This window comes from Rothia nasimurium, assembly GCF_049068285.1.
GTDB lineage: Bacteria > Actinomycetota > Actinomycetes > Actinomycetales > Micrococcaceae > Rothia > Rothia nasimurium_I.
In genome coordinates, this window is sequence record NZ_JBLKPV010000001.1 from 79,143 (window position 1) to 100,807 (window position 21,665).

The 21,665-nt window shown below is 60.1% G+C and carries 18 protein-coding genes; 11 read left to right on the plus strand and 7 right to left on the minus strand.

The window, feature by feature from the left end; all coding sequences use genetic code 11:
• The first annotated feature begins 43 nt into the window (after positions 1-43).
• From mnmA to secA, 9 genes are all read left to right on the plus strand, one after another.
• Positions 44-1,237, plus strand: a complete 1,194-nt coding sequence (gene mnmA / locus ACMXX3_RS00345; protein WP_421082838.1) for a tRNA 2-thiouridine(34) synthase MnmA — start codon at positions 44-46, stop codon at positions 1,235-1,237.
• A 65-nt stretch (positions 1,238-1,302) separates the two neighbouring features.
• On the plus strand, positions 1,303-1,677 hold the full coding sequence (locus tag ACMXX3_RS00350; RefSeq protein WP_421082839.1) for a chorismate mutase: 375 nt from the start codon (positions 1,303-1,305) through the stop codon (positions 1,675-1,677).
• A gap of 33 nt (positions 1,678-1,710) precedes the next feature.
• Entirely contained in the window at positions 1,711-2,820 is a 1,110-nt protein-coding gene (locus tag ACMXX3_RS00355) for a hypothetical protein (RefSeq protein WP_421082840.1), read from the plus strand.
• Positions 2,821-2,876: 56 nt separating this feature from the next.
• The gene (gene mtrA / locus ACMXX3_RS00360) at positions 2,877-3,563 is read left to right on the plus strand and encodes an MtrAB system response regulator MtrA (protein ID WP_421082841.1); all 687 of its coding nucleotides are present in this window, start codon (positions 2,877-2,879) and stop codon (positions 3,561-3,563) included.
• Positions 3,564-3,566: 3 nt separating this feature from the next.
• Positions 3,567-5,255: an MtrAB system histidine kinase MtrB gene (gene mtrB / locus ACMXX3_RS00365; protein WP_421082842.1), complete on the plus strand. Its 1,689-nt coding sequence runs from the start codon at positions 3,567-3,569 to the stop codon at positions 5,253-5,255.
• Positions 5,248-6,939, plus strand: a complete 1,692-nt coding sequence (locus tag ACMXX3_RS00370) for an LpqB family beta-propeller domain-containing protein (RefSeq protein WP_421082843.1) — start codon at positions 5,248-5,250, stop codon at positions 6,937-6,939. Before mtrB ends, ACMXX3_RS00370 begins: the two co-directional genes overlap by 8 nt.
• A gap of 180 nt (positions 6,940-7,119) precedes the next feature.
• Positions 7,120-7,812, plus strand: coding sequence for a ComF family protein (locus ACMXX3_RS00375; RefSeq protein WP_421082844.1), 693 nt, complete (start codon positions 7,120-7,122; stop codon positions 7,810-7,812).
• A gap of 173 nt (positions 7,813-7,985) precedes the next feature.
• A complete protein-coding gene (gene hpf / locus ACMXX3_RS00380) occupies positions 7,986-8,627 on the plus strand; it encodes a ribosome hibernation-promoting factor, HPF/YfiA family (RefSeq protein WP_421082845.1) in 642 nt (213 codons plus the stop codon).
• A 214-nt stretch (positions 8,628-8,841) separates the two neighbouring features.
• Entirely contained in the window at positions 8,842-11,493 is a 2,652-nt protein-coding gene (gene secA / locus ACMXX3_RS00385) for a preprotein translocase subunit SecA (protein WP_421082846.1), read from the plus strand.
• A 114-nt stretch (positions 11,494-11,607) separates the two neighbouring features.
• Here the strand turns inward: secA and hisN are convergent, their stop codons facing one another.
• The 4 genes from hisN to ACMXX3_RS00405 all read right to left on the minus strand — a co-directional run bounded on the left by hisN (position 11,608) and on the right by ACMXX3_RS00405 (position 15,548).
• The gene (gene hisN, locus ACMXX3_RS00390) at positions 11,608-12,402 is read right to left on the minus strand and encodes a histidinol-phosphatase (protein ID WP_421082847.1); all 795 of its coding nucleotides are present in this window, start codon (positions 12,400-12,402) and stop codon (positions 11,608-11,610) included.
• A 32-nt stretch (positions 12,403-12,434) separates the two neighbouring features.
• The gene (gene rsgA, locus ACMXX3_RS00395) at positions 12,435-13,523 is read right to left on the minus strand and encodes a ribosome small subunit-dependent GTPase A (RefSeq protein ID WP_421082848.1); all 1,089 of its coding nucleotides are present in this window, start codon (positions 13,521-13,523) and stop codon (positions 12,435-12,437) included.
• Complete coding sequence (gene aroA / locus ACMXX3_RS00400; RefSeq protein ID WP_421082849.1) at positions 13,523-14,899, minus strand: 3-phosphoshikimate 1-carboxyvinyltransferase; 1,377 nt, start codon at positions 14,897-14,899, stop codon at positions 13,523-13,525. The genes rsgA and aroA overlap by 1 nt, the downstream gene beginning before the upstream one ends.
• A gap of 115 nt (positions 14,900-15,014) precedes the next feature.
• Entirely contained in the window at positions 15,015-15,548 is a 534-nt protein-coding gene (locus ACMXX3_RS00405) for a DoxX family membrane protein (RefSeq protein WP_421082850.1), read from the minus strand.
• A 211-nt stretch (positions 15,549-15,759) separates the two neighbouring features.
• On the opposite strand from ACMXX3_RS00405, the gene ACMXX3_RS00410 reads away from it, so the two are divergent.
• Both ACMXX3_RS00410 and rsrA read left to right on the plus strand, forming a co-directional pair.
• Positions 15,760-16,461, plus strand: a complete 702-nt coding sequence (locus ACMXX3_RS00410) for a sigma-70 family RNA polymerase sigma factor (RefSeq protein ID WP_421082851.1) — start codon at positions 15,760-15,762, stop codon at positions 16,459-16,461.
• Between the two features lie 15 nt (positions 16,462-16,476).
• On the plus strand, positions 16,477-16,734 hold the full coding sequence (gene rsrA, locus ACMXX3_RS00415; protein ID WP_421082852.1) for a mycothiol system anti-sigma-R factor: 258 nt from the start codon (positions 16,477-16,479) through the stop codon (positions 16,732-16,734).
• A gap of 83 nt (positions 16,735-16,817) precedes the next feature.
• On the opposite strand, the gene ACMXX3_RS00420 is transcribed toward rsrA, so the two are convergent.
• From ACMXX3_RS00420 to ACMXX3_RS00430, 3 genes are all read right to left on the minus strand, one after another.
• Positions 16,818-16,892, minus strand: a complete 75-nt coding sequence (locus tag ACMXX3_RS00420; protein WP_377129465.1) for a 50S ribosomal protein bL37 — start codon at positions 16,890-16,892, stop codon at positions 16,818-16,820.
• A gap of 147 nt (positions 16,893-17,039) precedes the next feature.
• Positions 17,040-17,639: a GDSL-type esterase/lipase family protein gene (locus ACMXX3_RS00425; RefSeq protein ID WP_237187948.1), complete on the minus strand. Its 600-nt coding sequence runs from the start codon at positions 17,637-17,639 to the stop codon at positions 17,040-17,042.
• Between the two features lie 199 nt (positions 17,640-17,838).
• Positions 17,839-21,594 (minus strand): multifunctional oxoglutarate decarboxylase/oxoglutarate dehydrogenase thiamine pyrophosphate-binding subunit/dihydrolipoyllysine-residue succinyltransferase subunit, encoded by a 3,756-nt coding sequence (locus ACMXX3_RS00430; protein WP_421082853.1) that lies wholly within the window; start codon positions 21,592-21,594, stop codon positions 17,839-17,841.
• Positions 21,595-21,665 lie beyond the last annotated feature (71 nt).

Genomic DNA, 21,665 nt, shown 5'->3' on the forward strand with positions numbered 1-21,665 from the left:
GCCGAGCCCACAACCAAACTTTTATCGATATTGAGGACAGACTATGAAAATTCTTGCTGCTATGAGCGGCGGCGTGGACTCGGCTGTTGCTGCCGCCCGCGCCGTTGAAGCCGGTCACGAGGTGGTCGGTGTGCACCTGGCACTTTCCCGTATGCCCGGCACCCTGCGCACCGGCTCCCGCGGCTGCTGCACTATTGAGGACTCCATGGACGCCCGGAAGGTCTGCGACCAGCTGGGGATCCCCTTCTACGTTTGGGACTTCTCAGAACGGTTCAAGGAGGACGTGGTCGATGACTTCATCTCTGAATACGAGCACGGCCGCACCCCCAACCCCTGTATGCGCTGTAACGAGAAAATCAAGTTTGCAGCCCTACTGGAGAAGGCGGTTGCCCTGGGCTTTGACGCGGTGGTCACCGGCCATTACGCCAAGGTCATCACGGACGAGAACGGCAACCGGGAGCTGCACCGCGCTGCCACCTGGGCCAAGGACCAGTCCTACGTTCTGGGTGTGCTCACCCACGAGCAGCTCAAGCACGCCTGGTTCCCCCTGGCTGATACCCCCTCTAAGGACGAGGTCCGCGCCGAGGCTGCCGAACGCGGCTTTTCGGTAGCGAAGAAGCCCGACTCCTACGACATTTGCTTCATTCCTGAGGGCGATACTCGCGAGTGGCTCGAAGAGCACATTCAGATGACCGAGGGCGATATCAAGGACACCGAAGGACGGGTTCTCGGTAAGCACCGCGGCTCCCAGGCCTTTACCGTGGGCCAGCGTAAGGGCCTGGCCATTGGGCACCCGGCCCCCGACGGTAAGCCCCGCTTCGTACTGGAAATCCGCCCCAAGACCAACGAGGTCATTGTGGGCGGCAAGGACCTCCTAGAAATCGATGAGATCCGCGGTATTAGGGAAACCTGGGCCGGCCTGCCCGTAGAAGAAGCTGCTGCCTTCCTGGCTGAAGAAGCGGTAGAAGGCGCCCGCTCGGCCGCCTTTGAGGTCACCGCCCAGGTACGCGCTCACGCCGACCCTGTGCCCTCAACCGCCCACCTGGAATGGGTAGCTGACGATGAGGCCGCCGAGCCCGGTGCCCTACGCCTGGAAACCGTGGTGCGCCTGCACGAGAAACTGCGCGGTGTTGCTCCGGGGCAGACCATGGTGATTTACCAGGGCACCCGCGTCCTGGGCCAGTCCACTATCGCCCGTGCCTACAGCCTGGACCGCGCCGATATTACGGCCGCTTAGTCCACTGCGTGAAATTCTGGCGCTCAAGTGTGAGCACCACCGACCAAGGTTTTTAGACTGAACTCATGAGCACCACCAGTAACACCCACGACGTCCAGGCCCATGCCGCCTTCAACACCCGGGCAACCTCCATGACCGGGGTTGATCCGGCCGTCCTCGAAGAACTCTTCACCATGCGGCAGACCATTGATAACATGGACGCTGCCCTGGTCCACATTCTGGCTGAGCGGTTCCGTGCCACCCAGCGGGTAGGCCACCTGAAGGCTACCCATAACCTGCCTGCGGGGGATCCCGGCCGGGAAGAGGCCCAGATTAAGCGCCTGCGCTCCCTGGCCGAGGCCGCCCACCTGGACCCTGAATTCGCTGAGAAGTTCCTCAATTTCATCATTTCTGAGGTCATCCGCCACCACGAAAAAATTAAGGCTGAGGCCCAGGGCTAACCCTGCGCTGGGCCTTCCCGATGAAAGGTAGCTGTGCCCGTTCGCTCCCGCCGCCCGCGTCCTGAACTGTACCTTCCAACTGACGCAGAAATGCTCGCGGCCCGCAAGGACCTTGAAACACCCCTGACTTTTGAAACCCACCTGACGGTGCGTGCAACCGGCCTTGGGGCCTGGGCTGGGACCCAGCAGGTTGACGCGATCACCCGGGTGCGCGGGGAGCTGGGGGAGCCGCACATCAGTTTCCTGCCCGAGCTGGCTGACCGGGGGTACCGGGCTTCCTTGCTGGCCCGGTCTATTGCTGCCCTGGAGGGGTTGAGTGCGGACGGGACCGCTGCCGGCTGGCGTTTAACCCGCAGCTATGCGGCAGAGGGGGACTACGCCCGCAGCCTGCTCGCCTCCGATATCAATGCCCTGGCTGATGTGGTGGGTAAGGAGAGCGGGTCTGCCCCCGGTCACCTCAAAATCCGTCTCCTAGGGCCGATTAGCCTTGCGGTGCAGACCTTCTTGACCAACGGGGAGAGGGTGCTGACGGACGTCGGTGCCCGGCGGGACCTGGCTGAATCCCAGATTGCGGGGTTGGAAGGGGTGCTGGCCTCTATCCGGGAGGCCGTACCGGGGGCCTCCCTGCTGGTTCAGTTCGATGAACCCCACCTGATACCGGCCTCCCAGGGCACCATTAAGACCTCCAGTGGCTACCGGACCATACGCAGTATTCCCCGCCACGAGCTAGTTTCTCTCATGACCCAAGCCCAGGCTGGGGTGCATGATGTGGGGGCACAGCCGGTTGTGTCGGTGGACTACCTAGGTCTGCACCCCGAAATCCAAGCAGTCCTAGAAGCCCCCATTGTCGATAGTCAGGGTTTGCCAACCTCTGCCTGGGAACCGCTTGCGGCCCACCTGGAAGCTGGCCGTAGTCTCTACCTGCCCACGGTCGATATCCACCACAAAACCCCTGCTGGCTCTTTGGCTGGCAGCCTGTGGAGCACCTGGCGGGATTTGGGGCTGGGGAAGGATCTTCTCAACCAGCTGGTGCTCACCGAGCGGGGTAACCTAGCTGAAACCGACCCGGCCCGGGCAACAAGCGTCCTGAATCACCTGACCGAAACCGCCCGTGCCCTGTCTGAAATTGGCCAGGACAGCTAGCCAAAACCCGCTAAACTAGTCAGAGATTGCCCTCACCCCGCGAAGGAGAGTCCAGCGTGAAAGAAACCATTCTGGTCGTTGACGATGATGATGCCCTGTCAGAGATGGTGGGCATCGTTCTGGCCCAGGAAGGCTACGAAACAGTCTTCTGTGACGCTGGGGACCGGGCCTTTGATGCTTTTGTCACCCACCACCCCGACCTAATCCTGCTGGATTTCATGCTGCCGGGCATGGACGGGATCCAGGTGTGTACCCAGATCCGCTCCGAGTCAGAGGTTCCCATCATTATGCTGACGGCAAAGGGCGATACCGAAGATGTCGTCAAGGGCCTTGAAGCCGGTGCGGATGACTACATGACCAAGCCCTTCAAGCCGGCTGAACTCTTGGCCCGAGTCCGGGCCCGCCTGCGGCCGCGCGAAGACCGGGCCAACGAGCCCCTCCGGATCGGAAATCTGGTCATTGACCTGGCAGGCCATACCGTCAGCCGGGACGGCAAGGTTATCTCCCTGACCCCCTTGGAATTTGAGTTGCTGGCCAACCTGGCCCGCCAGCCCGGTCAGGTCATGACCCGCGAGGCCCTGCTGGGCAATGTCTGGGGCTATGAAAAGACCGTAGATTCCCGCCTGGTTAACGTGCATATCCAGCGGCTTCGAGCCAAGATTGAGACCGACCCCGAAAACCCTGAAATTGTGCTGACCGTGCGCGGGGTTGGCTATAAGGCAGCCCCGGCAGGAACCCGCTAAATCGTGACCAAAGCCAAGGGCAATCCGTCCTCACCTCCTTTAGGACGCCGCCCCCGCCAGTACCTGGGTGGGGTCAGGAGGCTGTGGAAACAGTCCCTGCAGTTCCGAGCAGTTGCCGCCTCGGCGGGGCTGCTGCTGTGCGCCTTTTTCTTTGCAGGTACCTTCATCTCCCACCAGATCGCCAATTCCCTGTTTCGAGACAGCCTGGACCAGGCCCTGGAAGAATCAGCTGCAGGTTTCAGCAACGTCCAAACCCTCATTAACGGGTCTGATGCAACCGGTCGTACTGAAATTCAACGCGAGGTTGCCCGCTTCCTGACCGTCCTGGAGACCAGCACCAGTGACGCTAACCGTCACTGGGTGCTCCTCAAAGACCCCAACGCCCCCACCGAAGGCTTTATCGCTGAACAGACCCAGGGGGCAGCCGTTAGCCTGGGGGATGTACCTGAAACCCTGGTGGCAAGCGTCAGCGAGGGGAACGGGATCTACTGGCAGTCCTCCCGCACTACCGGTTCGGACGGCAGCCAGAAGCCCGTGCTGGTGGTGGGGGCTAAGGTGTCGATTCCCCAGAATCCTGACTACACCCTGTTTTTGGTGTATGACCTCAGCCGGTCACAGACCACCGTCCAGTACATCAACCTCATTATCTGGATCGGATTTAGCGTCCTGCTGATTATTGTGCTGTCCATTGTCTGGTGGATTTCTCGATTCGTGGTGCGCCCGATTTCGTCCATCGCTATTACAGCTGAGAAGCTGGCAGCAGGGGACCTTGATCAGCGCGTCCTGGTACGCGGTCAGAATGAAACAGCCCGCCTGGGTATGAGCTTTAACCGCATGGCCGATTCCCTGCAGGACCAGATTTCCCGCTTGGAGAAACTCTCAACCATGCAGCAGCGGTTCGTCTCCGACGTCTCCCATGAGTTGCGTACCCCGCTGACGACCGTGCGTATGGCAGCAGATATGCTCCACGATAACCGGGAGAGCATGGAACCGATTTATCGCCGCTCTACCGAGCTACTGTACAACCAGGTGGATCGTTTCGACTCCCTGCTGGCAGACCTACTTGAGATTTCCCGCTTTGACGCAGGTTCCCAGACCCTAGATATCGTATCCGGGGACTTTATGGCTGTGCTGGACGAGGTCCTCAAGGGGGTTGAGCCCCACCTGGTCCGCACCCAGACCACCCTGACTGTTCACACTGAACACACCGAAATCATGGTTGATATGGACCACCGCCGGATTGAGAGAGTCCTCCGGAACCTTCTCTTCAACGCTGTGGAACACTCAGAAAGTAAGCCTATCGACGTCTATGTTGACGTCACGGACACCACCTTGGGCATCGCCGTCCGGGACCACGGTATTGGCCTCTCTCCGGAAGAAACCGAGCAGGTCTTCAACCGTTTCTGGCGGGCTGATACCTCCCGCAAACGTACCCTGGGTGGCACCGGCTTGGGCCTTTCCATTGCCGCCGAGGACGTCCGCCTGCACCAGGGCACCCTGGAGGCCTGGGGTATTAAGGGGCAGGGGGCCTGCTTCCGGATGACTATCCCGGTTGATCAGGACGTACCCATGGGGGATTCTCCCGTGCTGCTGAGCGGGGAGCCTGTCCCCGTTGAGCCCCTGGCTCTGACGGCCACCGGCCCCCAGCTCTTGCCTCAAGTACCCGACGCCCAGGAGCCCACAGATGCCTAACCTCACCCGTCGCGCTGCCTTGAGCCTTTCGCTCACGTCCCTGGCCGCGGGGCTCACCGCCTGCGCCTCGATCCCTACCAAGGGCGAAGTCAACCACTACGCTGACCCCCAGACCAGTGGGAGTCCTGAAGCTGCCGACCAGTCAATTACCGGCCCCCAACCAGGAGCCAGCCCTGAAGAGATCATTGACGGTTTTATCCACGCTGGCGTGGGGGCTAGGGACGACTACAAGGTTGCTAGGGAATACTTGACCTCTGAAAAGGCTGAATCCTGGCGGCCAGATGGCCGGACCCTGGTCTACAACTCCACCTACGCAGTGACCGCCGGTGAAGGCGGAGACTACACCCTGACCATTCCCACCAACACCATTATTGATAACCGGGGCTTGGCTAGCTCTTATACGACCCTTGTTGATACAGATATCAACCTCCAGCTGACCCAGGTGAATGGGGAATGGAGGATTTCTGAGGTTCCGGACGGTACGGTGCTGAGCCGGACCGAATTTACCGATATCTTCAACCCCTACACCCTCTACTTCTACGACCCCACCTTCACCTACGCTGTTCCCGATATCCGCTGGTTTGCGGAGCGAACCACTGTTGCAACCTCCCTGATTCGGGTTTTGCTTGAAGGGCCTGCAACCTACCTGCAGGGGGCCGTTGCCACAGCTATTCCTGCAGATACCCGGTTAGCCCGTAACTCTGTGCCCGTCAATAACGGAACCGCTGAAATTCAGCTCACCGGCGGCACTGCCCTGACCACAGCCAGCGCCCTGACCTTGGAGAGGCTGCGGACCCAGCTCAAACAGGTGCTGACAGCCCTGCCCTCGGTCAGCGAGGTGGAATTGAGTATTAATGACCAGGTGATCGATGCCCAGGAGCTCGAAAATTACCGGGAACCTGCTGTGAATCCGGCTATGCCCACCTACGTTGTAGCGATTGAAAATAACCGCCTGGTAACCCGCAACGATTTTGATGATGTGGGCAGTCAGCAGACCGTTGTCGAGGTTTCGCCCCTGGCCCGGATTACCCAGCCGGCTATGAACTACACCCAGACCTTCTTTGCCTACAGCAACGACTCTAGGTCTGAACTGTGGCTGGCGACCTCGGGCGAGTCCCGGTCAATCCACCGGGGGGAGGGAATCTTACCCTCAAGCTTTGACCACCAGAACTGGTTATGGATCGCTGAATCTGGCGGTTCCGTTCGGGTCTACCCTGTGGGCCAGGACACCGGCCAGGTGCGGGAAATCAGTACTTGGCTGGGGGAGGAAACCCTACACAGTTTTTCGGTGTCGCGGGATGGGAGCCGGGCCTTGATGGTCACCTCCCTGGGGGACGCTGACTATGCGGCTTGGGTATCGGCCATTAGACGGGACGACGAGGGCGCCCCGACTGAGCTGATGGAACCGATCCGGATTGCATCTGAGCTTAACCCCCGGGGGGCTGAATGGAACAGCGATGTTGAGGTCTTCCTCTGGAATGTTGAGACAACCCAGACAGAGATTGTCTCCCTGTCTGGCGTTGATACCCAGTACGACTCCCTGCAGGGGATCAACCGGATTGTGACCGGCAACGGGGTTGACCAGGCCCTGGCTATGACAAATGATGGGGGCCTCTATATTGTGGCAGGCCGGGGCTGGACCCGGATTGAGTCTTCCCTGCGGGAGGTCAATTACTCCGGGTAGGACTCGTTCACTAAGGGGCACCTGGCATAGCTTGCTGACTTTATCCACAGGCTTTGCCTGTAGCTTTTGGGCGCAGGCACTCTTGAGGGTATGAGTACTGACCTTTTGACCTCTTTTACCCAGACTCTTGAGCTGGCCTTCCCTAAGGTTTGCGCTAGTTGCGGTGTCTATGGGGAACCTATGATGAGCGCTTTTGCCCTGTGCCCTGTCTGCCGGCACCTCCTGGGGCTGGCGACCGTCCGGCCGGGTGCCGTTGACCTTCCGCGGGCCAAGCTGCCTGTTATGGCAGCTGGCCGCTACGAGCACGAACTGGCCAGGTGTTTACTTGCCTTCAAGAACTCTGGTCGAACTGATCTGGTGAAGTACCTAGCGCCTGCCCTGGTACGCTCTGTACTTCTTGTCTTAGGGGAGGTGGCTGCCCCCGGGCGGCAGGTTGCACTTGTTCCCCTTCCCTCGACCCGGGCCGCAACCCGGCGGCGGGGGTTTGCGCCTGCCCCTGAGCTGACCCGCTACGCCGTCCGGCAGCTACGGGCCATGGGTTATCCCGTACGCTGTGTGGAGGCCCTGGCCCCAACCCGCAGCCTACCTAGCAGCCAGATATGGGGGAGAGGCAGCTCCCAAAAAGCCCTGGGCCAGGACGCCAGGTTTTCCCGGATGCAGGGGCAACTCAAGGTCGGGAGCCCGAGAGGGGCGCTTTTGGGAAGGGCCTATGACCTGACCAACCTGACCTGCATTGTGACAGATGATGTGGTGACAACCGGGGCCTCCATGACCGAGGCCCACCGGGTACTCCAAGAAGCGGGGGCGACGGTGGTAGCCGGGGCGGCCATAGCTTATGTTCCCAAGCGACAGCAGGTAAGGGGTGAAGAATAGACCTCTTAGAAGTCCAGAACAAGAGCAATGAAAAAATGTTCGACCTGGGCTGAAACGCATGACTTGGAACACAAATGGGCGTACAGTTACCTTAAGGAGCCCAGCAGAGGGTTTCCCCAATACCAGGCCTTCACAAAGCCTTGTATTCACACCCCCTGAGAATGGAGGGAATTGTGGAACTCAACGTCACCGGCCGCAACGTCAAAGTTAGCGAGCGACTGCAGGAACACGTCGAAAGCAAGATCACCAAATTCGAAGCCCTGGGTGACAACGTCACTGACATCGAAGTCAAGTTCACCAAGGAGGGCCACAACGGCCCGGCTGTTATTCGAGTAGAAATTACCGTGGTAGGTAGGGGGCCGATTCTTCGAGCCGAATCAACCGGGCAAGATAAATTTGCGGTCTTTGATGAAACCTACGGCAAGCTGCTGGAACGTCTGCGTCGGGCCCGCGACCGTCGTAAGACCCGCCGCGCCGGTGGCAAGAACCCTGTGTCAGTCTCTGAGGCTACCGGTTCCCTGCCTGTCATCACTGAAGATACCTCCATCTCAGAGATTCATGTCAATGATCTTCCGGTTGAAGAAGCTGCCTTTGCTGGTGAATATGACCTGCATGAAGATGCCTACTCACCCGTAGAGATTCGCAAGAAGACCTTCCCTGCCGACCACCTCACCCCCGAAGAGGCGGTAGACCGTATGGAGCTGGTGGGTCACGACTTCTTCCTCTACGTCGATAAGGAAACCGGGGCACCTGCTGCTGTCTACCGCCGTAAGGGTTGGTCCTACGGTGTGCTGACCCTGTCAGACGAAGCATAGGTTTAGTGCCCCGACGCAGAGAATTTTATAAACAAGTCCCCCCTGGCTCCTCCTGGAGTCAGGGGGTTTTGGTGTGGCGAAAAACCAAGGGGCAATGACGGGAAAGAGCACGATATGTAGGACGGATATCAGCAAGTGTGCTCTACAATAGAGGAAGTAAGTGGCACCATTGTGCCCTCATTCACTTTCGCCTGAATACAAGGAGCAAACCTCAGTGGCATCTTTCTTGGAAAAGCTACTCCGCAGCGGTGACAAAAAAGTTCTCAAGCAGCTGCGTGCTTACACTGATGCAGTGAACTCACTTGAAGACAGCTTCGCTAGCCTGAGCGACGCTGAACTTCGCGCTGAAACTGATGCCTTCCGTAAGCGCATCGAAGACGGCGAAAAGCTAGATCTTCTGCTCCCCGAGGCCTTTGCGGTCGTCCGCGAAGCATCAAAGCGCACCCTCGGTAAGCGTCACTATGACGTTCAGATCATGGGTGGCGCTGCCCTGCACCTGGGCAATATCGCTGAAATGAAGACCGGTGAAGGTAAGACCCTGGTGGCAACTGCCCCGGCCTACCTCAACGCCCTCTCCGGCAAGGGCGTCCACGTGGTGACCGTGAACGACTACCTGGCTGAGTACCAGGCTAACCTCATGGGCCGTGTCTTCCGCTTCCTGGGTATGGAATCTGGTGTGATCCTTGCAAACCAGACCCCGGACGTCCGTCGCAAGCAGTACCTGGCTGACATCACCTACGGTACCAACAATGAATTTGGCTTTGACTACCTGCGGGACAACATGGCCTGGACCAAGGACGAGCAGGTCCAGCGGGGTCACAACTTTGCGATCGTTGATGAGGTCGACTCCATTCTGATCGACGAAGCCCGCACCCCTCTGATTATTTCGGGCCCCGCCATGGGCGAGGCTAACCGCTGGTACGGGGAATTCGCCCGTATCGTCAAGCACCTTGAAGCAGGTGAAGACTACGAGGTTGATGAGAAGAAGCGCACCGTCGGTATCCTGGAACCCGGTATTGACAAGGTTGAAGACCACCTGGGTATCGACAACCTCTATGAATCCCAGAACACCCCTCTGATTGGCTTCTTGAACAACGCAATCAAGGCTAAGGAACTCTTCAAGGGCAACAAGGACTACGTCGTCATGAACGGCGAAGTCATGATTGTGGACGAACACACCGGCCGTATCCTGGCTGGCCGCCGCTACAATGACGGTATCCACCAGGCCATTGAGGCCAAGGAAGGTGTCGAAGTCAAGGCTGAAAACCAGACCATGGCTACCGTGACCCTCCAGAATTACTTCCGCATGTACGACAAGCTCTCAGGCATGACCGGTACCGCAGAAACCGAAGCTGCTGAGCTGATGAACACCTACAACCTGGGCGTCGTTCCGATTCCCACCAACAAGGACGTTCAGCGTATCGACCAGCCCGATAAGGTCTACAAGAACGAAATCGCTAAGTTCGCTGCCGTCGTCAAGGACATTATTGAGCGCCACGAGAAGGGCCAGCCCGTCCTGGTTGGTACCACCAGCGTTGAGAAGTCTGAATACCTCTCAAAGCAGCTAGCTAAGGCCGGCATCCGCCACGAGGTGCTGAACGCTAAGAACCACGCCCGTGAAGCTGCCATTGTTGCCCAGGCTGGCCGTAAGGGCGCTGTTACTGTTGCTACCAATATGGCCGGTCGCGGTACCGACATCATGCTCGGTGGCAACCCCGAGTTTGAGGCCGTTGAGACCATGAAGACCCTCGGTCTTGACCCCAACAAGAACGCTGAAGAGTACGAGGCTAAATGGCGCGAGGTCCTGGAGGCTGCTGAGCAGGCTTCAGCTGCTGAGCACGAAGAAGTCAAGGAACTGGGCGGTCTCTACGTCCTGGGCACCGAACGTCACGAGTCCCGCCGCATTGATAACCAGCTGCGAGGCCGTTCGGGCCGCCAGGGTGACCCCGGTGAGTCCCGTTTCTACCTCTCCCTCTCTGATGACCTCATGCGTCTCTTCAACGGCCAGGCAGCTGCCCGCCTGATGGCCGGGGCCCCTGACGATACCGCCCTGGAGGCAAACATTGTCTCCCGCGTGATCGCCAACGCCCAGGGCCAGGTTGAGGCCCGCAACGCTGAGCAGCGCAAGAACGTCCTCAAGTACGATGACGTCCTCAACCGCCAGCGCGAGGCCATGTACAAGGACCGTGGCCGGATCCTGGAAGGCGATGACCTGAAAGAGCAGATCGGTAAGTTCCGTACCGAGGTTGTTACCTCAGCAATTGACGCCCACGTTGCTGAAGGCCACGCTGAGGACTGGGATTTTGAAAAGCTGTGGGAGAACCTGAAGACCATCTACCCGGTTTCCATTACCCCCGAGGACCTCTTCGAGCAGGCAGGGGACCGCACCAAGGTTACCCGTGAAGCTATTGTTCGCGAGATCCTTGAGGACGTTGAGCTCCAGTACGCTGAACGGGAAGAATCCGTGGGTGAAGAGGGCATGCGTGAGATTGAACGTCGCGTTGTTCTCTCCGTCATCGGTAAGCGCTGGCCCGAGCACCTCTACGAAATGGACTACTTGAAGGAAGGCATTGGCCTGCGTGCCATGGCCCAGCGTGATCCCCTGGTTGAGTACCAGCGGGAAGGCTATGCCCTCTACCAGTCCATGATGGGGGCTGTCCGTGAAGAGACCGTCTCAACCCTCTTCCACCTGGACCTGTCCAAGCAGCGCACCCACCAGTCCAACATCAAGCTGAAGATTCCTGCCCAGCCTAAGTTCCTGCAGTACTCGGCCCCGACCGAGCAGGGCGACACTGAGGTTCATACCGAAGAAGTCAAGAACCTGGGTATCGAGAAGCTCTCCATCTTCGAGAACCGCAAGAAGTAGCCTACCCAGGCCCAAAAAGGAGCCGGCCCCCGGAATCATCCGGGGGCCGGCTCCTTTTTGGTGGGTTGTTACAGCGCCTGTAACCTGGTGCTGCCACCCGGGCCCTGTCTTTTCTTAGAGGGTCTTGTCGGTTCCTAGGTAGCTGAGGATCTCCTGGTGGAGCAGGCCGTTGCTGGCGACCGCATTACCCCCGTGGGGCCCGTCCTGACCAGCAAGAGAGGTAAAACGGCCGCCTGCTTCAGTCACGATGGGCACCAGGGCAGCCATGTCATAGAGGCCGAGTTCTGGTTCGGCTGCTGCATCTACAACGCCTTCTGCCACCATCATGTAGGACCAGAAATCGCCGTAGGCGCGGGTCCGCCACACGGTATCGGTCAGCTCGATGAACTTGTCCCGGTTGCCCAGTTCTTTCCAGCCTGAGAGAGAGGAATAGGAAAGGGAGGAGTCTTCTAGCCGGTTGACCGATGAGACAGAAATCCGGCTGGCCTTGGCCAGGGACCGGCCGGTATAGGCTCCGGTACCCTCTGCTGCCCACCAGCGTCGTTGTAGGGCAGGGGCTGAAACGACACCAACGACGGGCTTGCCGTGGTCCATGAGGGCAATGAGGGTAGCCCAGACGGGGACCCCGCGAACAAAGTTCTTGGTGCCATCGATGGGGTCAATGACCCACTGGCGGGGGGAAGAGCCGGTCTCCCCAAACTCTTCGCCCAGCACAGAATCGCGGGTGCGGACGCGGGAGAGTTGGGAGCGGATGAGCTGTTCGGCTTCCCGATCTACTTCGGTCACCGGGGTCAGATCAGGCTTGGTTTCCACAGCGAAGTCGGCGGCTTGGAAGCGGGAGAGGGTGAGACGGTCGACGGCATCGGCCATGATGTGGGCCAGGCGCAGATCGTCAGTGTAGTTGCTCATGGTGTCTACCTTGGTGTGTGGGGAAGTGGGGTTTAGGAGGTGACGACGCCGAGTTCTTTCTCGGTATCGCCTTCAGTCTCATCAACGCGCAAGAGTTTACGCAGGGAGTCGAGCCGATCAAGGCCGGCAGCTCCTGCCTTCCCTGCCTGAGCGTAGGCGGTAAGGCCGCAGTCCTCGGCCGTTACCGAGTGGGTGCAGCCCTTGGGACAGTCGGCAGCGCCGGGGGCCAATTCGGTGAAGGCAGCAACCAGGTTCTCGGGGGAAACATGGGCTAGGCCGAAGGAGCGGATGCCCGGGGTGTCGATGATCCAGGTGCCCGGTGCGCCCTCTGACGGCTGGAGGGCTAGGGCTGAGGAAGAGGTGTGGCGGCCCCTGCCGGTTATCGCATTGACGTGGCCGGTGGCCCGCTCAGCGCCAGTGAGGGCATTGACTAGGGTGGATTTGCCAACCCCGGAGTGGCCCAGCAGAACGGAGACGCAACCGTCGAGGTGCTCAGAGAGTTGCTCAACCAGGGAGAGATCGAGGCCTTCTGAGCCGTCTTCGCTGGGGGCGCGGCCGTCCTTAGCCTTCGATAGCACGATGGTCAGATCAACGTCCCGGTAGTAGTCCAGGAGCCAGGCTGGGTGTTTGAGGTCCGTCTTGGTGATGCAGAGAATGGGGGTCAGACCGGCGTCGAAAGCAGCAGCTAAGGACCGGTCGATGAAGCCGGTGCGGGGTTCGGGATTTTCTGCCGCGACAACAATAACCAGTTTGTCTGCGTTGGCGACGACGACGCGCTCGATGGGGTCGGTATCATCGGCGCTGCGGCGCAAGAGATTGGTGCGCTCCTCAATGCGGACTAGTCGAGCCAGGGTATCGGGCTTACCTGATGTGTCGCCCACCAGGGCTACCCGATCACCGACCACAACGGGATTGCGCCGTAATTCTCGGGCCCGGACAGCTGTCACAACCCGCTCGCTTGCCTTCCCCTCGTCGAGTATGGCTGTGTAGCGGCCCCGGTCGACAGTAATGATGCGGCCGATTTCAGCTGTATCGTAGGTGGGCCTGTCCTTGGTTCGGGGGCGGGAGCCTTTTTTGTTGGGCCGGATCCGGACGTCCGACTCATCCCAGGTGCGGCGCATTAGTTCTCACCCGCCTGGCTTGCTTCCCACTGGGCCAGCATATCCTGCCACAGGCCGGTGAAGCCGGGGAGGGTCTTAGAGGTAGTCTCGACGTTTTCGACGACGACGCCGGGGGTCACCAGGCCGATGACGGCGGCAGCGGTTGCCATCCGGTGATCAGCATAGGTGCGGAAGAGGCCCCCTCGAGTGACAGGGGCCAGGACCCGGAAGCCGTCCTCGGTTTCTTCGGCTGTGCCACCGAGGCGGTTAATTTCGGCGGTCAAGGCTGCCAGGCGGTCCGTCTCATGGCCGCGCAGGTGGGCAATGCCCCGCAGGCGGCTCTCAGCGGGGGAGAGGGCAATCAGGGAGGCAACGGTCGGGGCTAGCTCGCCTGCTTCTGCCAGGTCTAGATCAACCCCGGCAAGGCCTGTTGCAGCGCCACCGGCTGGGCCGGTGACGGTCAGGTTGCCCTCCTGCAGGTCAACAGTGGCCCCGAAGAGGGGGAGGATTTTGCGCCAGTGGTCGCCACCCTGGGTGGTAACAGACGGCCAGCGGGGAACCGTTACACTCGCCCCCGTTGCAACGGCAGCCACCAGGAAGGGACCGGCATTGGACAGGTCAGGCTCAACCGTCACCTCAAAGCCGGGGAAGCCCCCCGGCGCCACAGTCCAGGTAGCCTCACCATCGAAGGCCACCTCAATGCCCAGCTCCCGCATGGTCTGGCAGGTCATCTCAATGTGGGGCATAGACGGTACCGCCCCGCCCTCATGACGCAGGGTAAGCCCGTGCTCAAAACGACAGGCGGCCAAGAGGAGGGCTGAGACAAACTGGGAAGAGCCAGAAGCGTCGATTGTCAGTTCGGAGACAGAAACTGCCCCTTGAGAAACCACCGTGAAGGGTAGGGCCGCGCGGCCGCCGTCCTCAACCTCAACACCCAGCCCCCGCAGGGCCTCAATCACAGGCTGCATAGGCCGGACGCGGGCGTGCTCATCACCATCGAAATCAAACCGGCCAGGGAGCAGGGCTGCAACCGGGGGCACAAACCGCATGACGGTGCCAGCAAGACCCACATCAATCGAGGCAGCCCGAAACTCAGGTGCAGAAAAATCAAGGGGGGTTACCCGCAGATCGGGGCCGAAGGGGCTACCTGTCTCGATTTCCTCAAAACCAGCCCCCAGGGCCGTGAGGGCCTGAATCATCAGGGCCGAATCGCGCGAATGAAGAGGAGCATGAATCACCGAGGGTGAATCAGCCAAGGCCGCAAGCAGCAGATAGCGGTTGGTCAGGGACTTAGAACCCGGAATCTCAACCCTAGCCTGGGCTCCGGGGACAACCGTGACCGTGGGGGCCAGCCAATCTCCATCTGCAATTGCAGTTACCTGCTGGGCATCAACCACTCTTTTCGAACCTGCTTTCTAGGGGTGCATAGACTCCTACCATTTTAGGCGGTAGGCTGGGGCAAGAGAAAACCCCGCACGGTAAAGGTGCGGGGTTTCTACACTCTGAGAAGATTTAGGCGCCGAGGACGTCAGTTACCTTCTGGGTTGCGTCCTGGGCAGCGGCCTGGACGTCATTTGCCAACCGGGAAGACTTCTGAGCAACCTGGTGACCCAGCTTGTTAGCCCGCCAAGCCAAAGAGGGATTGCCATCAGTATCAACTGCTGAAATAGCGATAGCACCTAGCAGGGAGCCATTGACCATGGCCGAGTGACGGCGGGTAGCCTTCTGGGCCTGGGTATCAGCCTCAGCCGCCCGGTACTCGACATAGGCGTTCACAGCCCCGGTGACAAGAAGCAGTGAGGACGAAACCCGGGGCAGCTTACCCAGGGCGAAGAGGGTACCGGCCAAAACCTGGGTTCCAGCCAGGGCCTGGCCCACCAGCTTTTCCTGGCCCCGCAAGACAGACAGTTGGGGAGCGGCAGTAGCAGCAAGGTCAACCACCTTAGCCAGGTGGTGGGAGGAATCAGAATCCCGCAGGCGGTCTACACCAGAGAAAATGAAGCTAGATGCCAGCAAAGGGCGGGCGATACGACGAACCAAAGACACGGTGTCCTCCTGAAAAATAGATCCCCAATAGGGTTGTCAGTACACTTCCTAGCTTACCCAGTGGCCAGCCCTTTAAGAGATATAAACACCCAGGGCAGTCAAAGTCGGAATAAAACCAGGCTAGCTCCGTTATACCCAGTACCCACTCGGGGAAATCCTCTACCCGGCCTAGGGTACAGTGGGAGCGGAAGAAACAAGCAACAGGAGGGCCATGACAGCAAGCACCACCTCCCCCACAACAGACCCCTCAGCCCCGCCGCGTCTGGGCCGCGCCACCGAGTCGGACACAAACGTCCTCATCGAAACTGATGCAGACCGCAAGGTGCGCTTCGAACGCGACGCCATGCAGTACCTCGACCAGCTCTACGCCGCTGCCCTGCACATGGCCCGCAATACCCAGGACGCCGAAGACCTTGTCCAAGAAACCTACATGAAGGCCTTTTCGTCCTTCCACCAATTCACCCCCGGAACCAACCTCAAGGCCTGGCTCTACCGGATCCTGACCAACACCTACATCAACGTCTACCGCAAACGCCAACGCGAGCCCTACCAAGCCAACACCGACACCGTCGAAGACTGGCAACTGGCAGCAGCCAGCTCCCACGACTCGAAGGGCCTACCGAGCGCCGAAAATGAAGCCCTAGCCCGCCTACCCGATAGCGATATCAAAGAAGCCCTGCTGGCGATCCCCGAAGACTTCCGCATGGCTGTCTACTATTCCGACGTTGAAGGTTTCTCCTACAAGGAGATATCTGAGATCATGGATTCTCCCATGGGAACAGTGATGTCCCGCCTCCACCGGGGCAGAAAACTCCTGCGCGATAAACTCACAGATTACGCAGCAGAGCGGGGTTACAAAGCCACCCCTCCAAAAACCCCAGCCCACGCACCAGCAGCCCCCCAGAAGGCCTAGAAAGGAGAAGACCCCATGACCGCAGAAGCAAGCAACCCCTGTGCAGAACGCCTAGCTACCATTTACGAATACATCGACGACCCGCTCAGCTGCCAGGACCTCGATGATATCCAAGCCCACCTAGCTGAATGCGCAACCTGCGCCCGCGAGTACGATCTCGAATGCATTATCCGGCAGGCCGTTCGCCGCACCTGTAAAGAAACAGCGCCCACCACCCTCAAAGCCCGCATCATGGGCTGCATAGACGACCTGCACGCCCAAGGCCACGAGTAGGACTTCCCCTTCTCCCCAATTAGACTGGGTAGCTCAAAGAAAAGGGCCCTCAATCATGTCGATTGAGGGCCCTTTTGACCGCCTTATGAGTTGGGGCGCTTACCGTGGTTTGCGCCACCCTTACGGCGATCCTTACGCTTACGACCGCGCTTGCTCATCGTAGCCTCCTTGATCAAGGTGGGGTACCGGCATTAACTGCCAGGTACAGAGGTCGGTAGTGTCACAAAGACACTTCTGACTATTTTCGCACATCTTAGCCGGGAATGCACACTACTAACTTTTTGGTCACGCCCGGCATGAGGGGTTTAGGCCGGTTCGGAAATCTGGAGCCAGTTGTACCAACCGCGGTGCAAAACCAGCCAGGCAATCAGGCCGTAGCCAGATTGGCCGGGGCGGCCGTCATTTGCTGCCAGGTCATTACGCCACTGTTCATGGTGCAAAAGGGGGTTGAAGGTATCAACATAGACGTGGTTGCGGCGGGTGACGACGTCCGCGTAGGCAGCTGAGAGGTCTGCAATCTTGCGGTTGCGCTCAGCATCTAAGGTCGGGGGAGGGCCGACGACCAGGACCTTGACGTTGTTCTGGGAGGCCATATCGACCATATTGGCCAGGTTTAGGCGGGAACGGGCGCTGGTGAGCCCGAGGTCAATGTCAAAAGTAGAGGGAGCAATCACGAGACGGTTCTCGTGGCCCTGGGCGAAACGGCGGGAGGCCTCTTCGAACCAGCGGGAATTGAGCTGCTCGCTACCTTCACCGGGGGCTGCCAGATTGTAGGCAGAGATTGAAGCTGAGTTCTGAGGGGTGCGGGCCATGACGCGACCGAACCAACCGAGGGTGCGGGGGTCGCCAACACCGGCGAGGAGGTCATCGCCAACGGCTACAAGTCGAATTTTTCGCTGATCCACGTGTGTCTTTCTGCGGGGCTGGTGGTGCCACCTGAGCGGCTACCCTGTTTTCATTATTTCTTAGTCTAAACCCTTGGTGCTGAGAGCGCACCTAGGGGCAGGGGTTTACTGCCTGTTTGTTACCGGGCAGGCTTCCTGCCAGCTGTGGAAAGCCCCCAGCCTGGTGGGCTGGGGGCTCTTCTCACGGTGGGGCCTAACTTTAGCGGTCGAAGACCTCTGAGATGAGGTTATCGAGTTCGCGCTGGTGGCGCTTGCCGGTGCCTGCAGCGGGTGAGGCTGCAGCCGGGCGGGAGATCAGGGCCATCTTGTAGCCAATCTGCGGGAGCAGGTTGACGGCCATGAAGGGCCACTGGCCCTGGTTGGCGGGCTCGTCCTGGACCCAAACTGCCTCGGCATGGGGGTAGGCGGCAATCTGTTCCTTGATTTCTGCGGCGGGCAGGGGGTAGAGCTGCTCGACACGGACGATTGCGGTGGTCTTGTCCCCGCGCTTGGCGCGTTCTGCTTCGAGGTCGTAGTAGAGACGGCCGGAGACAAAGACCAGGCGGGTGACATCAGCCGGGTTGAGGTCGGCGGTATCTGCAATGACGGGCTTGAAGCTGCCGGTGGTGAAGTCTTCAACCGATGAAGCTGCAGCCTTCAGGCGGAGCAGCTGCTTGGGGGTGATGACAATCAGCGGCTTGTGGGGGCGGGAGTGGGCCTGGCGGCGCAGCAGGTGGAAGTAGTTGGCCGGGGTGGAGGGAACAGCAACGGTCATGTTGTTCTCTGCACACAGCTGCAGGTAGCGCTCCATACGGGCTGAGGAGTGGTCAGGCCCCTGGCCCTCAAAACCGTGGGGGAGGAGCAAGACCAAGGAGGAGCGCTGGGCCCACTTCTGCTCTGCTGAGGAGATGAACTCATCAACGATGGTCTGGGCGCCGTTGGCGAAGTCACCAAACTGGGCCTCCCACAGAACCAGGGAGTCGGGGCGCTCAACGGAGTAGCCGTACTCAAAGCCCATGACACCGTATTCGGAGAGGAAGGAGTTGTAGATAGAGTACTTGCCCTGGTTCTCGGAAAGGCTGGCCAGGGGGTTCCATTCCTCATCGGTGACGGAGTCGTGCAGGACGGAGTGGCGCTGGACGAAGGTGCCGCGCTGGACGTCCTGACCGGTCAGGCGGACGTTTCGGCCTTCCAACAGGAGGGAAGCGAAGGCAGCCAGTTCACCAAAGCCCCAGTTGATGTCGCCCTCGGTAGACATGGCAACGCGCTGCTCTAGCAGCTTCTTGAGCTTCTTGTGGACGGTAAAGCCCTCAGGAATCTTGCCGAAGGCCTGGCCAATCTGGGCCAGGGTTTCAGCAGAAATTGCGGTCTCACCGGCAACGTGGACGGAGTCCTCGTTCTGCTGGGCTGCGGGCCGCTCGATGTTGGACACAGCAGCTGCATCTGCAGTAACCAAAGGAGCAGAAGAGGCCTGGGCCTCGTGGGTTTCGGTGAAGATCTGTTCCAGGCGGGACTGGTAGTCCTTGAGGGCGCGTTCTGCCTCTTCCTGGGAGATGTCACCGCGGCCAACCAGGGCCTCGGTGTAGATTTTGCGGGTTGAGGGCAGCTCCCCAATCTGCTGGTACATCTTGGGCTGGGTCATTGAGGGGTCATCGGCCTCGTTGTGGCCGCGGCGACGGTAGCAGACCAGGTCAATGACGACGTCCTTCTTGAAGGCCTGGCGGTAGGCGAAGGCGATGGCACCTGCCCTAACAACTGCCTCGGGGTCGTCCGCATTCACATGCAGGACGGGGGCCTGGATCATACGGGCGATGTCGGTGGAGTAGGTGGCGGTGCGGCCGTCGCGCGGGGTAGTGGTGAAGCCAACCTGGTTGTTGACGACGATGTGGACGGTACCGCCGGTGGTGTAACCCTCCAGCTGGGACATCTGCAGGGTTTCCATGACGATGCCCTGGCCAGCAAAGGCGGCATCGCCGTGGACCAGGATGGGCAGGACGGGGAAGCCGGTGATGCCCTGTTCAGCCAGGGTGTCCTGCTTGGCGCGGACGATACCTTCTAGAACCGTGTTCACCGCTTCAAGGTGGGAGGGGTTAGCGGCCAGGTAGACCTGGGTCTGGTTGCCGTTGTGGGAGGTGAAGATACCCTCGGTGCCCAGGTGGTACTTGACGTCACCGGAGCCGCCGGTCAGGCGGGGGTCCATCTGGCCCTCGAACTCACGGAAAATCTGGGCGTAGGACTTGCCTGCAATGTTGGTGAGCACGTTGAGGCGGCCACGGTGGGCCATACCAATGCCAACGCCTGAGAGGCCGGCGTCCGCTGCCTCTGAAATCACGGAGTCCAGCAGGGGAATGAGGGACTCGCCGCCTTCCAGGGAGAAGCGCTTCTGGCCCAGGTACTTGGTCTGCAGGAAGGTTTCGAAAGCCTCCGCAGCGTTCAGGGTGCCCAGCACACGGAACTGCTCGTCACGGGAGGGCTTGGTGTAGCCGTGCTCCAAGCGGTCCTGGAACCACTGGCGTTCTTCGGGGTTCTCGATGTGCATGTATTCCACACCCAGGGTGCGGGTGTAGGCCTCGCGCAGAAGCTCAAGAATCTTGCGCAGGGGCAGGGTTTCCTTGTCTCCGAAGCCGCCGGTGGGCCAGTAGCGGTCCAGGTCCCAGAGGGTCAGGCCGTAGTTTTCTAGGCGCAAATCGGGGTGGGAGAGCATCTGGTAGCCGATGGGGTTGGTCTGGGCAACCAGGTGACCACGGACGCGGAAGGCGTGAATGAGCTGCTGGATACGGGCAACCTTGGAAATTTCTGCTTCGGGGTTGACCTGGTTGTCGCGGGCCCAGCGGACGGGTTCAAAGGGGATACGGAGGTCTTCAAAGATTTTGTCGTAGAAACCGTCGCCACCGAGCAGGTAGTGCTCAACTATCTTGAGGAACTCACCGGAACCAGCGCCCTGGATGACCCGGTGGTCGTAGGTTGAGGTCAGGGTCAGAATCTTGGAAATTCCGTTGCGGGCCACGATCTTCTCTGAGGCCCCCCGGTATTCGGCAGGGTAGTCCAGGGCACCTGCACCGATAATGGCAGCCTGGCCCTTGGAGAGGCGGGGCACAGAATGGACGGTGCCGATACCGCCGGGGTTGGTGAGGGAGACGGTGGTGCCCATGAAGTCGTCGAGGCCCAGCTGGCCCTTGCGGCCCCGGTCCACGATGTCGTTGTAGGCAACCCAGAATTCTGAGAAGGAGAGCTTTTCAGCTGCCTTGATATTGGGTACAACCAGGTTGCGGGACCCGTCGGGGCGGGGGATGTCAATGGCCAGGCCAAAATTGACGTGGGCGTGCTGGATTGCAGCTGGCTTGCCCTTGGCGTCCTCCCCGTAACTGACGTTCATAGAGGGGAAGGCGTCCAGGGCCCGGATGATGGCGTAGCCGATGATGTGGGTGAAGGATACCTTGCCACCGCGGGTTCGGGCCAGGTAGGAGTTGATCTCGGTGCGGTTGTCAATCAGAAGTTTGGCGGGGACGGCGCGAACAGTGGTTGCGGTAGGGACGGTCAGGGACTCGTCCATATTGGCCGCTACAGCCTTTGCGGGGCCACGGAGGGTGATGATCTGGTCTTCTTCGGGCGCGGTGCTCACAGGTGATTCCTTCTGGGCTGAGGGCTTGGGTGCTGGGGGTTGGGAGTCGGTGGTCTGGGCGGGGGCAGGTTGCTGGGGCTTATCGGGGGCTTGGGCCGCTTGCTGCTGCGGGGCTGGGGCGGACGTTTGAGGGGTAGCAGGTGCCTGCGGGCCAGGGGCTTGTTGGGCGGGGGGTGCCTGAACAGGGGAATCCTGGGTGGGCGAGGCACTGGTGCCGGCCCACTGGTCGAATAGGGGCCACCAGGAAGCATCAACGGAATGTCGATCCTGTTCGAACTTTTCAAAAAGCTCTTCGACGAGCCACTCATTGCCCGAGAATTCTTCGGGCACTGTATGTTCTGGCTGGTTTGGCACTGCTTCGCCTCTTCCAATCTTGTCTCTCTACGCGTAGCCGGCCTGGTGTCGGGACATCAGGCCGGGCGGTG

Bases quoted from the DNA above. Each gene is read 5' to 3' on its own strand.
- ACMXX3_RS00375 (WP_421082844.1), top strand. From the start codon at position 7,120: ATGATGAGCGCTTTTGCCCTGTGCCCTGTCTGCCGGCACCTCCTGGGG.
- ACMXX3_RS00350 (WP_421082839.1), top strand. From the start codon at position 1,303: ATGAGCACCACCAGTAACACCCACGACGTCCAGGCCCATGCCGCCTTC.
- rsrA (WP_421082852.1), top strand. From the start codon at position 16,477: ATGACCGCAGAAGCAAGCAACCCCTGTGCAGAACGCCTAGCTACCATT.
- ACMXX3_RS00410 (WP_421082851.1), top strand. From the start codon at position 15,760: ATGACAGCAAGCACCACCTCCCCCACAACAGACCCCTCAGCCCCGCCG.
- rsgA (WP_421082848.1), bottom strand. From the start codon at position 13,523: ATGCGCCGCACCTGGGATGAGTCGGACGTCCGGATCCGGCCCAACAAA.
- mnmA (WP_421082838.1), top strand. From the start codon at position 44: ATGAAAATTCTTGCTGCTATGAGCGGCGGCGTGGACTCGGCTGTTGCT.
- hisN (WP_421082847.1), bottom strand. From the start codon at position 12,402: ATGAGCAACTACACTGACGATCTGCGCCTGGCCCACATCATGGCCGAT.
- ACMXX3_RS00370 (WP_421082843.1), top strand. From the start codon at position 5,248: ATGCCTAACCTCACCCGTCGCGCTGCCTTGAGCCTTTCGCTCACGTCC.